Origin of the sequence: Klebsiella sp. YJ (assembly GCF_002108615.1) — a bacterium.
Taxonomy (GTDB): Bacteria; Pseudomonadota; Gammaproteobacteria; order Enterobacterales; family Enterobacteriaceae; genus Klebsiella; species Klebsiella planticola.
In genome coordinates this window covers 111,893-125,253 of sequence record NZ_MTEG01000006.1, presented here as the reverse complement: position 1 = coordinate 125,253, position 13,361 = coordinate 111,893, and the positions used below count along the sequence as shown (strand labels likewise).

General features: G+C 55.0%; 12 protein-coding genes. 10 read left to right on the top strand and 2 right to left on the bottom strand.

Translation table 11 applies throughout. The features are described from left to right. Positions 1-12 precede the first annotated feature (12 nt). Positions 13-783 carry a 2-dehydro-3-deoxyglucarate aldolase gene (gene garL, locus BV390_RS07985; RefSeq protein ID WP_032690615.1) on the bottom strand — a complete coding sequence of 257 codons (771 nt, stop codon included), beginning with the start codon at positions 781-783 and terminating at the stop codon, positions 13-15. A 511-nt stretch (positions 784-1,294) separates the two neighbouring features. Between garL and garD the strand changes: the two genes are divergently transcribed. Continuing rightward, the gene (garD, locus tag BV390_RS07980; protein ID WP_085396786.1) at positions 1,295-2,866 is read left to right on the top strand and encodes a galactarate dehydratase; all 1,572 of its coding nucleotides are present in this window, start codon (positions 1,295-1,297) and stop codon (positions 2,864-2,866) included. Positions 2,867-2,931: 65 nt separating this feature from the next. On the opposite strand, the gene BV390_RS07975 is transcribed toward garD, so the two are convergent. Then, entirely contained in the window at positions 2,932-3,753 is an 822-nt protein-coding gene (locus BV390_RS07975) for a DeoR family transcriptional regulator (RefSeq protein ID WP_032697456.1), read from the bottom strand. 238 nt (positions 3,754-3,991) lie between these two features. Between BV390_RS07975 and kbaZ the strand changes: the two genes are divergently transcribed. The 9 genes from kbaZ to BV390_RS07925 all read left to right on the top strand — a co-directional run bounded on the left by kbaZ (position 3,992) and on the right by BV390_RS07925 (position 13,357). Beyond that, positions 3,992-5,299: a tagatose-bisphosphate aldolase subunit KbaZ gene (gene kbaZ, locus BV390_RS07965; protein WP_085396782.1), complete on the top strand. Its 1,308-nt coding sequence runs from the start codon at positions 3,992-3,994 to the stop codon at positions 5,297-5,299. Between the two features lie 19 nt (positions 5,300-5,318). Continuing rightward, entirely contained in the window at positions 5,319-5,792 is a 474-nt protein-coding gene (agaV, locus tag BV390_RS07960; protein WP_032697453.1) for a PTS N-acetylgalactosamine transporter subunit IIB, read from the top strand. Between the two features lie 10 nt (positions 5,793-5,802). Continuing rightward, complete coding sequence (gene agaW, locus BV390_RS07955; protein ID WP_032697452.1) at positions 5,803-6,582, top strand: PTS N-acetylgalactosamine transporter subunit IIC; 780 nt, start codon at positions 5,803-5,805, stop codon at positions 6,580-6,582. Further along, the gene (gene agaE, locus BV390_RS07950; RefSeq protein WP_085396780.1) at positions 6,572-7,450 is read left to right on the top strand and encodes a PTS N-acetylgalactosamine transporter subunit IID; all 879 of its coding nucleotides are present in this window, start codon (positions 6,572-6,574) and stop codon (positions 7,448-7,450) included. The genes agaW and agaE overlap by 11 nt, the downstream gene beginning before the upstream one ends. 17 nt (positions 7,451-7,467) lie before the next feature. Continuing rightward, a complete protein-coding gene (gene agaF / locus BV390_RS07945; RefSeq protein ID WP_032697451.1) occupies positions 7,468-7,902 on the top strand; it encodes a PTS galactosamine/N-acetylgalactosamine transporter subunit IIA in 435 nt (144 codons plus the stop codon). Further along, positions 7,899-9,032, top strand: coding sequence for an N-acetylglucosamine-6-phosphate deacetylase (nagA, locus tag BV390_RS07940; RefSeq protein WP_032697450.1), 1,134 nt, complete (start codon positions 7,899-7,901; stop codon positions 9,030-9,032). The genes agaF and nagA overlap by 4 nt, the downstream gene beginning before the upstream one ends. Positions 9,033-9,331: 299 nt before the next feature. Beyond that, positions 9,332-10,489: an SIS domain-containing protein gene (locus BV390_RS07935; protein WP_032697449.1), complete on the top strand. Its 1,158-nt coding sequence runs from the start codon at positions 9,332-9,334 to the stop codon at positions 10,487-10,489. Positions 10,490-10,501: 12 nt separating this feature from the next. Then, a complete protein-coding gene (gene kbaY, locus BV390_RS07930) occupies positions 10,502-11,374 on the top strand; it encodes a tagatose-bisphosphate aldolase subunit KbaY (RefSeq protein ID WP_032697448.1) in 873 nt (290 codons plus the stop codon). Between the two features lie 93 nt (positions 11,375-11,467). Next, positions 11,468-13,357, top strand: coding sequence for an alpha-galactosidase (locus BV390_RS07925; protein WP_032698742.1), 1,890 nt, complete (start codon positions 11,468-11,470; stop codon positions 13,355-13,357). The last annotated feature ends 4 nt before the right edge of the window (positions 13,358-13,361 follow it).

The window sequence follows — 13,361 nt, the reverse complement described above, 5'->3', positions numbered from 1 at the left end:
TTGCGGTGGCGGTTATTTCTTAAAGGAATCAGCCAGTTTCTGCGTGGCGGAGCGGAATACGCCCAGATCGCTGCCGACGGCGACAAAGGTTGCGCCCCATTCCAGATAGCGACGCGCATCCGCTTCTACCGGCGCCAGAATACCGCTCGGCTTGCCATGCTTTTTCGCGCTTGCAAAAATGTGCTGGATAGCCTGCTGGACCTGCGGGTGAGAGGCGTTGCCCAGATGTCCCAGCGCGGCGGCCAGATCGCTTGGGCCGACAAAAATACCGTCAACGCCCGCAGTCGCAGCGATCGCATCAACGTTATCCACCCCCTGCTGGCTTTCAATTTGTACCAGGATGGTGATGTTTTGGTTCGACTGCGCGAAGTAATCCGGTACCGTGCCAAACATATTGGCGCGGTGCGACACGGAAACGCCGCGAATGCCTTCTGGCGGGTAGCGGGTGGCGGCGACGGCGTTAATCGCTTCTTCTTCGCTTTCCACGAACGGGATCAAAAAGTTATAGAAGCCAATATCCAGCAGGCGCTTAATGATCACCGGTTCGTTGGTCGGTACGCGCACAACCGGCGCGCTGGCGCTGCCTTTCAGCGCCATCAGCTGGGGGATAAAGGTGGAGATATCGTTCGGCGCATGTTCGCCGTCCAGCACCAGCCAGTCGAAACCGGCCAGGCCTAACACTTCGGTCGTGATGGGGCTGGCCAGGGCGGACCAGCAGCCAATTTGAATCTGATGCGCCGCCAGGGCCGCCTTAAATTTATTCGGGAAGATATCGTTATTCATCACTTATACCTTGTCACTTAACCGTTAATTATTTCTGCAGTTCCACATATTGAATGTTGCCGACGATAAACGGATAGTAAATCATTGCCATCAGGCCAAACATCCGATGAAGATTAGCGCTGCGTTAAATGAGAGCATTGCACTTCATTTATTTATTTTTGGTGTGTCTCTTAATTATTTACAAACCGAGATCAAAAGCACTCGATTTACTCATCCGGTGCATAGCAAGCATGACTCAGTATAATCAGCTGACGGCCAGAGAACACCGTGCAAAAAACCCATAAAATGGAATGAATAATCATTAAAATTGTGCATCCGCCATAATCAGTGGGCGCTGATGCACAGTTCCAGCGTTTTCCCTTTGCCGCAATTTTGCTCCCGCAACAATGAGTGACAGGGATCACACATCTAAATCAAAACAGCTGACATTCTTTGCCGAGGAAATTCGTTCATCAGAAACTGAATAGCCGTTTTATTTTATTATTCGCACCTTGCTGGAGAATACTGGACAATGGCCGACATTGAAATCAGGCAGGAATCGCCGACGGCGTTTTATATAAAAGTACACGAAACGGATAATGTAGCGATTATTGTTAACGATCGCGGTTTAAAAGCCGGAACGCGTTTCCCTGACGGACTGGCGCTCATCGAACATATCCCGCAAGGTCACAAAGTAGCATTGGTTGATATCCCCATACATGGTGAAATCATCCGCTATGGCGAAGTCATTGGCTACGCGGTGCGCGATATCCCGCAGGGCAGCTGGATTGACGAATCGCTGGTCGAACTGCCGAAAGCGCCGCCGCTGAACACGCTACCGCTGGCAAACAAAGTTCCGGAGCCTCTGCCTGCGCTGACCGGCTACACCTTTGAAGGGTATCGCAACGCCGATGGCAGCGTCGGCACCAGAAACCTGCTCGGTATCACTACCAGCGTGCACTGCGTCGCGGGCGTCGTCGATTATGTGGTGAAAATTATTGAACGAGACCTGCTGCCGAAATACCCGAATGTCGACGGCGTGGTCGGTCTCAACCACCTGTATGGCTGCGGCGTGGCGATCAACGCCCCGGCCGCCGTGATCCCTATCCGCACGATCCATAACCTCGCGCTAAATCCCAATTTCGGCGGTGAAGTCATGGTGGTTGGGCTCGGCTGTGAAAAGCTCCAGCCGGAACGCCTGCTCCAGGGCACCGAAGATGTCCAGCCCATTGCCGTCGACAGTGCCAGTATCATCCGCCTGCAGGATGAACAGCATGTCGGGTTCCAGTCAATGGTTGACGATATTTTGCAGGTCGCAGAACGGCATCTGGCAAAACTGAATGCCCGCCAGCGTGAAACCTGTCCGGCTTCTGAACTGGTGGTGGGCATGCAGTGCGGCGGCAGCGATGCCTTTTCCGGCGTGACCGCCAACCCGGCGGTGGGCTACGCTTCCGACCTGTTGGTCCGCTGCGGCTCGACCGTCATGTTCTCTGAGGTCACTGAGGTTCGCGATGCTATCCATCTGCTGACGCCGCGGGCGATCAACGAGGAAGTGGGCAAGCGTCTGCTCGAAGAGATGGCCTGGTACGATAACTACCTCGATTCAGGTCAAACCGATCGCAGCGCCAATCCCTCCCCCGGGAATAAGAAGGGCGGCCTGGCGAACGTGGTGGAAAAGGCGCTGGGTTCGATCGCCAAATCCGGTAAGAGCGCGATTGCCGAGGTCCTCTCACCGGGCCAGCGCCCAACCAAACGCGGCTTGATCTTCGCAGCTACCCCGGCCAGCGACTTCGTCTGCGGCACTCAGCAGGTTGCTTCAGGGATCACGGTTCAGGTGTTTACAACCGGGCGCGGCACGCCGTATGGTCTGGTCGCCGTGCCGGTCATCAAGATGGCAACCCGCACCGAGCTGGCAAACCGCTGGTATGACTTAATGGATATCAACGCCGGAACTATCGCCACCGGTGAAGAGACGATTGAAGAGGTTGGTCAGAAGCTGTTTGGGTTTATTCTTGATGTCGCCAGCGGCCGTAAGAAAACCTTCTCCGATCGGTGGGGCCTGTATAATCAGCTGGCGGTGTTTAACCCGGCGCCGGTGACCTGATTGCCGGTCAGGCGGCGCGACGCCAGCCGCCTGACCGCAGACCCTCTCCCCCACAGGAAGGGGGTCTATGCCACGTTCTGGCGTTTTACCAGTCGCACATCAATCCCGCTCTTACGCAGCCCTTCCAGACTTTCCGTCGGAATGCCTTCATCGACGATGATCATATCAATTCGTTGCGTATCGATAATCTTATGCAGGCTCGAACGGTTAAATTTGGTGGAATCGGTGACGACGATAATGCGTTCCGCCACTTCACACATCCGCCGGTTCAGGCGTGCCTCATCTTCATTATGGGTGCTCACGCCGCGATCGAGGTCGATGGCGTCGACGCCGAGAAAAAGCATATCGAAGTGGTAATTCAGCAAAGACTGTTCGGCCTGATCGCCATAAAACGACTGCGACTGGCGGCGCAGATGTCCACCGGTCATTAACAGTTCCACCCCTTCGGCATCCAGCAGCGCATTTGCCACATTCATCCCGTTGGTCATCGCAATAATATCCGTATGCTGATGCAGCATACGGGCGATTTCATAGGTGGTAGTCCCGGAGTCGAGAATAATACGATGCCCCGGTTGAATCAGTTCTACCGCTGCCCGCGCGATGCTGCGCTTCACTGCGGTATTGAGCGAACTTTTATCTTCCACCGACGGTTCGGCAGCCGGCATTGTTCCATCGCAGATCAGCGCGCCACCGTAGGCACGAACCGCAATCCCCTGCTTTTCGAGGAAGGCCAGATCGTTGCGAATCGTCACCGTCGAGACACCGTATAAAAGAGAAAGATCGTTTACCTGCACGCTTCCCTGCTGCCGTAAGCGCTGGATAATCTGCTCACGCCTTTCACTGGTGCCGCTGATGCGCTTATCTGCAGAAGAGTCGGTACCGCTCATAAGTATTCCTTTCATCAAATCTTTCGTTTCATTTCGTTTGGTCTATTAACACCTTTCTTTTAACGGAATGCAAGCCCCATAACGCCAGAGAGCAGCGCAACGTCCACCGCTGAAACCTTTCATTATGTTTCTTTTGTGAAACAGATCGGAAAACCATTATCTTTCGTTTTATTTTTACATCACCATGATGCAGTATTAAATGAAACAAAACGAAAGATTAATCTCATTACCATCCGAAATGGAGAGGAAAGTGAAACATCTGACAAAAATGGTGGCGCAGCATAAACAAGGTGGAGGCAACGGTATTTATGCCGTCTGTTCCGCCCATCCCCTGGTACTTGAGGCCGCCATTCATTACGCCCGGGCGCAGCAGACCCCGTTACTGATTGAAGCCACATCCAATCAGGTCGATCAGTTCGGCGGTTATACCGGCATGACGCCGGCCGATTTCCGCGGTTTTGTCCACCAGCTTGCCGACTCGCTCGATTTTCCCCAATCACAGCTGATCCTCGGCGGCGATCACCTTGGGCCCAACCGCTGGCAAACCCTGCCCGCGGCCCAGGCGATGGCGAATGCCGATGATTTAATAAAAAGCTACGTCGCCGCCGGTTTTAAAAAGATCCACCTCGATTGCAGTATGTCCTGCGAAGGTGATCCGGTGCCGTTAACCGATGACATCGTCGCTGAACGCGCCGCGCGGCTGGCTCAGGTGGCGGAAGAGACCTGCCGTGAACGTTTCGGCAAACCTGACCTGGTCTACGTCATCGGCACCGAAGTCCCCGTCCCGGGCGGGGCTCATGAAACCCTGACCGAGCTACAGGTCACGACGCCTGATGCGGCGCGTGCGACGCTGGAAGCACATCGGCAGGCCTTTGAGCAACGCGGGCTGACCCACATCTGGCCACGCATCATCGGGTTAGTAGTACAGCCTGGCGTAGAATTCGACCACACGCATATTATCGACTATCAACCGCAGCGAGCCGAAGCGCTTAGCGCCATGGTTGAAGACTATGACGCGCTGGTCTTCGAAGCCCACTCTACCGATTACCAGATGCCGCAGGCGCTGCGGCATCTGGTTAAAGATCACTTTGCCATTTTGAAGGTTGGCCCGGCGCTCACCTTCGCCCTGCGTGAAGCGCTGTTCTCACTGGCGGCAATAGAGGAAGAGTTGCTGCCTGCGAAGGCCTGCTCCGGGCTGCGTCAGGTGCTGGAAAACGTGATGCTCGACCGCCCGGAATACTGGCAAAACCACTATCACGGCGATGGTCATGCGCGACGTCTGGCCCGAGGCTACAGCTATTCAGACCGCGTGCGCTACTACTGGCCGGATCGGCAAATCGATGAGGCGTTTGCACGCCTGGTGCGTAATCTCGCGGACTGGCCGCTCCCGCTGCCGCTCCTCAGTCAGTATATGCCGCTGCAGTACCTCAAAGTTCGCGAGGGCGATCTCAAGGCGGAACCGCGAGAACTCATCCTCGATCACATTCAGGACATACTGCAGCAGTACCACGCCGCCTGTGTGGGCGTTACGTCCCATAACGCATAACAACGAAGAGGAAAACGCGATGCCAAACATTGTCTTAAGCCGTATTGATGAACGTTTGATCCACGGTCAGGTGGGTGTCCAGTGGGTCGGATTTGCGGGAGCAAACCTGGTACTGGTGGCCAATGATGAGGTTGCTGAAGACCCGGTACAGCAAAACCTGATGGAAATGGTCCTGGCAGAAGGGATCGCCGTACGCTTCTGGTCACTGCAAAAGGTCATCGACAATATCCACCGCGCCGCCGATCGACAAAAGATTCTGCTGGTCTGCAAAACACCAGCCGATTTCCTACGCCTTGTCGAAGGCGGAGTTCCCGTCACACGTATCAACGTAGGAAATATGCACTACGCCAATGGCAAACAACACATTGCCAAAACGGTTTCTGTAGACGCTGGCGATATTGCGGCGTTTAACGGTCTGAAGGCCGCCGGGGTGGAATGCTTTGTTCAGGGCGTTCCGACAGAACCCGCTTTGGATCTCTTTAAACTACTCTGAGGGATTCATAATGGAAATCAGTCTGTTGCAGGCATCTGCGTTGGGCATTCTGGCCTTTATTGCGGGCCTGGATATGTTCAATGGTTTAACACATATGCACCGTCCGGTGGTGCTCGGCCCGCTGGTTGGCCTGATTCTGGGCGATCTGCATACCGGCATTTTAACCGGCGGTACGCTGGAACTGGTCTGGATGGGGCTGGCCCCGCTAGCCGGTGCTCAGCCGCCAAACGTGATTATCGGTACCATCGTCGGCACCACCTTTGCCATTACCACCGGCGTGAAACCTGACGTTGCCGTCGGTGTCGCCGTGCCCTTCGCCGTCGCAGTACAAATGGGGATCACCTTCCTGTTCTCGGTGATGTCAGGGGTGATGTCTCGCTGCGACCGGATGGCCGCGAATGCTGATACCCGCGGTATTGAACGGGTTAACTATCTGGCGCTGCTGGCTCTGGGGATTTTCTATTTTCTCTGCGCTTTCCTGCCGATCTATTTCGGCGCGGAACATGCGAAAACGGCCATTGATGTCCTGCCTGCGCGCCTGATCGACGGTCTCGGCGTGGCTGGCGGCATTATGCCTGCTATCGGCTTCGCTGTTCTGCTGAAAATCATGATGAAAAACGTCTATATCCCCTATTTTATCATCGGTTTTGTCGCCGCTGCCTGGCTGAAGCTGCCGGTGCTGGCCATTGCCGCCGCGGCGCTGGCAATGGCACTCATAGACCTGCTGCGTAAATCTCCTGAACCGACTGCATCTGCGGCACAGAAAGAGGAATTCGAAGATGGAATCTAATCAAACCACTCTGCCAGGCGTCTCCGCTCCTGAAGAGACGTTGCTTTCCGGCGTGAATGAAAACGTCTACGAAGACCAGAGTCTCGGTGCGGAGCTGACGAAAAAAGACATTAACCGTGTCGCCTGGCGGTCCATGCTTTTACAGGCCTCGTTCAACTATGAGCGTATGCAGGCTTCAGGCTGGCTGTACGGTCTGCTGCCCGCGTTGAAAAAAATCCATACCAATCAACGCGACCTGGCACGCGCCATGAAAGGGCATATGGGATTCTTCAACACCCACCCTTTCCTGGTGACTTTTGTTATCGGCATCATTCTCGCCATGGAACGTTCCAAGCAGGATGTAAACAGCATTCAGAGCACCAAAATTGCCGTGGGTGCCCCGCTCGGCGGGATTGGCGATGCCATGTTCTGGCTGACGCTACTGCCCATCTGCGGCGGGATTGGGGCCAGCCTCGCGCTACAAGGCTCTATCCTCGGCGCGGTGGTGTTCATTGTGCTGTTTAACGTGGTACATCTCGGATTGCGTTTTGGTCTTGCACACTACGCGTACCGTATGGGCGTAGCGGCTATCCCGTTGATTAAAGCCAATACCAAAAAAGTCGGACACGCGGCGTCTATTGTTGGCATGACGGTAATTGGCGCGCTGGTGGCCACCTATGTCCGCCTCAGCACCACGCTGGAGATCACCGCGGGTGATGCAGTCGTGAAGCTGCAAACCGATGTCATCGATAAGCTGATGCCAGCGTTTCTTCCACTGGTTTATACCCTGACCATGTTCTGGCTGGTGCGCCGCGGCTGGAGCCCGTTGCGCCTCATCGCGCTCACCGTTGTGCTGGGCGTTGTGGGTAAATTCTGTCACTTCCTGTAAAGGCAAAGAGGTATTCGATGTTAGGCATTATTTTGACGGGGCATGGCGGCTTTGCCAGCGGTATGGCAATGGCGATGAAGCAAATTCTGGGTGAACAATCGCAGTTTATTGCCATCGACTTTCCAGAAACCTCAACCACGGCCCTGCTGACTGCGCAGCTTGAGCAGGCCGTCAACGCACTGGATGCTCAGGACGATATCGTTTTTCTGACCGACCTCCTGGGGGGGACCCCCTTTCGCGTAGCCTCGACGCTGGCAATGCAAAAACCCGGGCGCGAGGTGATTACCGGCACTAATTTGCAGCTGCTGCTTGAAATGGTGCTGGAACGCGAAGGGCTGAACAGCGAGGCGTTTCGCCTGCAGGCGCTGGAATGCGGGCATCGCGGGTTAACCAGTCTGGTCGATGAACTGGCGCGCTGTCGCGAAGAGAAACCTGTTGAGGAAGGAATATGACGCAAATTCTGCGTGCCAGACGCTTGCTAACCGAGCAGGGCTGGCTTGCCGATCATCAGCTTCGTATGGAAGCTGGCGTTATCACCGCCATCGAGCCCGTTCCCATTGGCGTCACCGCTCGCGATGCCGATCTGCTTTGCCCGGCCTACATCGATACGCATGTCCACGGCGGCGCGGGTATTGATGTGATGGACGAGGCACCGGAAGCACTCGACAGGCTGGCGATGTATAAAATTCGTGAAGGAGTGGGAGCCTGGCTCCCCACTACCGTCACCGCGCCGTTGCAGACCATCCAGCGTGCGCTGGAACGTATAGCCCGGCGTACGCTTTCCGGCGGCCCCGGCGCCCTGGTATTGGGGAGCTATCTTGAAGGCCCCTATTTCACGCCAGAGAATAAAGGTGCTCATCCGCCTGAGTTGTTCCGCGAACTGGATATCGCCGAGCTGGATACGCTGATTGCTCGCTCCCGGCAAACGCTGCGGGTCGTGGCCCTGGCGCCGGAAAAACCGGATGCCATACGGGCTATTCGCCATCTTAAACAGCAGGGTATCCGCGTCATGCTCGGCCATAGCGCTGCTACCTATGCACAGACCCGAGCGGCATTTACCGCAGGCGCTGATGGGCTGGTGCATTGCTACAACGGCATGAGCGGATTACATCATCGGGAGCCTGGCATGGTCGGCGCCGGATTAACCACCCGGCAGGCATGGCTGGAACTTATCGCCGATGGCCATCATGTTCATCCTGCCGCCATGCAGCTGTGTTGCAGCTGCGCCAGAGAGAGGCTGGTCCTGATCACCGATGCGATGCAGGCAGCCGGCATGCCGGATGGCCACTATTCGTTGTGCGGCGAAGAGGTAGAAATGCGCAAGGGCATCGTACGCACCGCTTCCGGCGGCCTCGCGGGCAGCACACTCTCTCTTGATGCCGCCGTCCGCAACATGGTTGAACAAGCGGGGGCCACGCCGGAGCAGGCAATTCATATGGCATCGCTCCACCCTGCTCGTCTGTTGGGTATCGACGATCGGCTGGGATCGCTGCGTACGGGAAAATACGCGAACGTTATTGCACTGGACGACCGCCTGCATCTGCAAAAGATCTGGATTCAGGGACAGGCGCTCCCCCTTTAAATCTTTCGTTATGTATCACATTGGCCTTTGGCGTTGTACCGAAAGGCCTTTTCTTTCCTTTCTGAAATAACGGCAATCTGATAATAAAAACAGATAATCTATTGTTTATCAGTCACATAAAAACATCAAAACTTCAAAGATCACAGTTTTCGTTTTATTTCTAACTTCCTCCATTGAACTTTCGATTTCTTTCCTATAGATTTTATCTAACTGATTACATGAATAAGTGAAACGAAACGAAAGATAGCGACATTTTTGCCAGCGTCTGATGTGGAATTCACACGACTAAGGACTAAGTTATGCCTGAAACCTATACCGCCGCCTTTGCCTCGACCGGCACCTGGACTGAAGCAGAGATTCGTCAACAGCCCTCCTGCTGGCTTCGCTCACTCAACAACATCGACAATCATCGTGCAACGATCGACAGCTTCCTCGCCCCGCTGCTGCGCAAAAACGATCTGCGGATCGTCCTGACTGGCGCAGGCACCTCCGCCTTTATCGGCGAGATCATCGCGCCCTGGCTGTCGCGCCATAGCGGAAAAAATATCAGCGCTATCCCGACGACTGACCTGGTCACCAACCCCATGGACTATTTTAACGCCGCACATCCGCTGCTGCTGGTCTCCTTTGCCCGCTCCGGCAATAGCCCGGAGAGCGTCGCCGCCGTTGAGCTGGCCAATCAGTTCGTAGCGGAATGCTACCACCTGTCGATTACCTGTAATGAAGCCGGCAGCCTGTACCAAAATGCGGTGAGCAGCGATAACGCCTTTGCGCTATTGATGCCGGCAGAAACACATGATCGCGGCTTCGCAATGACCAGCAGTATCACCACCATGATGGCAAGCTGCCTTGCGGTATTCGCGCCGCAGACGATCAACAGCAATACCTTCCGTGACGTAGCGGATCGTTGCCAAAAGATTCTCACGTCGCTGGGTGATTTTAGCGATGGGGTGTTTGGTTATGAGCCGTGGAAACGAATCGTCTATCTTGGCAGCGGTGGATTACAGGGCGCGGCTCGTGAATCGGCCCTCAAGGTCCTGGAGCTGACCGCCGGCAAGCTGGCGGCGTTTTATGACTCTCCAGCCGGCTTCCGCCACGGGCCTAAATCGCTGGTGGATAATGAAACGCTGGTTGTGGTGATGGTGTCCAGCCATCCCTATACCCGCCAGTACGATCTCGATCTACTGGCCGAACTGCGTCGCGACAACCAGGCCATGCGCGTGGTGGCGATAGCGGCCGAAAACGACGCCGCCGTCGAAGCCGGCCCACACATCCTGTTACCGCCGTCTTCCCGCACCTTTAGCGATGTCGAGCAGGCGTTCTGCTTCCTGATGTATGCCCAGACGTTTGCGCTCGCACAATCTATCCGCGTTGGTAATACCCCGGATACCCCTTCCGCCAGCGGCACGGTTAACCGCGTGGTGCAAGGTGTTGTCATTCATCCCTGGAATGCTTGAGAGGAACGCATCATGAGTATCATTTCGACGAAATATCTCCTGCTGGATGCCCAGGCAAAAGGCTATGCGGTCCCGGCATTCAACATTCATAACGCCGAGACGATCCAGGCGATCCTCGAAGTCTGCAGCGAAATGCGATCGCCGGTGATCCTTGCAGGAACGCCGGGCACGTTTAAGCACATCGCGCTGGAGGAGATCTATGCGCTATGCAGCGCTTACTCCACCACCTACGACATGCCGCTGGCGCTGCATCTCGATCATCATGAATCGCTGGAAGATATTACCCGTAAAGTGAATGCCGGCGTTCGTAGCGCCATGATCGATGGTAGCCATTTCCCGTTTGCTGAGAATGTCCGGCTGGTGAAATCGGTCGTGGATTTTTGCCATGCCCGTGATTGCAGCGTCGAAGCAGAGCTCGGACGCCTGGGCGGCGTGGAAGATGATATGAGCGTTGATGCTGAAAGCGCTTTTCTGACCGATCCGCAGGAGGCAAAGCGTTTTGTTGAATTGACCGGAGTCGACAGTCTCGCGGTGGCAATCGGCACCGCCCACGGGCTCTATAGCAAAACGCCAAAAATTGACTTCCAGCGTCTGGCGGAAATCCGTGAGGTCGTGGACGTTCCCCTGGTGCTGCACGGCGCAAGCGACGTACCTGACGATTACGTTCGCCGCACCATCGAACTGGGGGTATGTAAAGTCAACGTCGCCACCGAGCTAAAAATCGCCTTTGCCGCGGCGGTCAAAAAATGGTTCGCCGACAACCCGCAGGGTAACGATCCTCGCTACTACATGCGCGTCGGTATGGATGCCATGAAAGAGGTGGTCAGACACAAAATCACCGTCTGCGGCTCAGCCAGCCGTCTGCTGCTCCCCGCTGAAGCCTGATAGCTTTCTCAGGCGGCCCTGCCCCCCAGCGTTATTCACGACAGGATAACGCTGACGACCGATGATAAAACGAAAATAAAGGACCTCTGCCCCATGAAAAAAGCGCTCAATGTTTCGTTGCTCGCCCTGTTTATGTCACCGGGCGCCTTCGCGGCGAACTATGCACTGAATAACGACAATATGGCTTTCTCATTCGATGATGCCAGCTCGGCTGTTGTCGTTAAAGATACGCATTCCGGCCATCAGTTGTCGCCTCAGGAACCATTCTTTCTGACGCTACCAGATGAGACCGTCATCCATACGGCTGATTTTAAAATCAGCCGCGTTGAGAAAAAAGAGAATACGCTGGTAGTGACGTACATCCATCCCGATTTCAACGTGACCATGACGCTGAATTTGCTGAAAGACAAGTACGCCAGTATCAATTACACCATTGCCGCGGTTGGCAAAGCGCGGAATGTCGCGAAAATCACCTTCTTCCCGACCAAAAAACAGGCACAGGCGCCTTACGTGGATGGCGCTATTAACAGTTCACCGATTATTGCCGATACGTTTTTCATGTTGCCGAATAAACCTGTCGTCAATACTTATGCCTATGAAGGCACCACCAACCTTAACGTTGAACTTAAAACGCCCGTTCAGCCAGAAACGCCGGTGAGCTACACCACCTGGTTTGGCACCGTGGCAGAAACCAGCCAGCTGCGCCGCAGCGTCAACCAGTTTATCGATGCCGTTCGCCCACGGCCTTATAAACCCTACCTCCACTACAATAGCTGGATGGACATCGGCTTCTTTACCACCTACACCGAGCAGGACGTGCTGGGACGTATGGATGAATGGAATAAAGCGTTTATTACCGGCCGCGGCGTACCTCTCGATGCCTTCCTGCTGGATGATGGCTGGGACGATCGTACCGGAAGATGGCTATTTGGCCCGGCATTCAGTCAGGGTTTCGGTAAGGTCAGGGAGAAAGCGGACAGCCTGCATAGTTCCGTCGGTTTATGGCTCTCACCGTGGGGCGGCTACAATAAACCGCGCGATATTCGCGTCTCTCATGCCAAAGAGTATGGTTTTGAAACGGTCGACGGTAAATTTGCGCTCTCCGGGCCTCGTTATTTCAAGAACTTCAATGAACAGATCGCCAGTCTGATTAAGAACGAACACATCACCTCCTTCAAACTGGACGGCATGGGCAACGCCAACTCGCATATTAAGGGTAGCCCGTTTGCTTCCGATTTTGATGCCTCCATCGCCCTGCTACACAACATGCGTAGCGCAAACCCGAACCTGTTTATCAACCTGACGACCGGCACCGATGCCAGCCCGTCATGGCTGTTCTATGCCGATTCGATCTGGCGCCAGGGCGATGATATCAATCTGTACGGTCCCGGAACGCCGGTACAGCAGTGGATGACCTATCGCGACGCGGAAACCTGGCGCTCAATCGTGAGAAAGGGACCGTTATTCCCACTTAATTCCTTGATGTACCATGGCATTGTCAGTGCAGAAAATGCCTATTACGGACTGGAAAAAGTGCAGACCGACGGCGATTTTGCCGATCAGGTGTGGAGCTATTTCGCGACGGGGACCCAGCTACAAGAGCTGTACATCACGCCGTCCATGTTGAACAAAGCCAAGTGGGACGTTCTGGCAGAGGCCGCTAAATGGTCGCGTGAAAATGCCCACGTGCTGGTGGACACACACTGGGTCGGCGGCGATCCGACGGCGCTTGAGGTATATGGCTGGGCATCCTGGAGCAAAGACAAGGCGATACTGGGACTGCGTAACCCTTCTGATAAACCGCAAAGTTACTACCTGAATCTGACAAAGGACTTTGAAATTCCTCAAGGCGAAGCAACCCGGTTCACCCTGACCGCTCGCTACGGCAGTAACCCAACGGTTCCGGAGCATTATCAGGACGCCGTGGTGATTACGCTACAGCCGCTACAAACGCTGGTTTTTGAAGCCACGCCGATCAAATAAGATC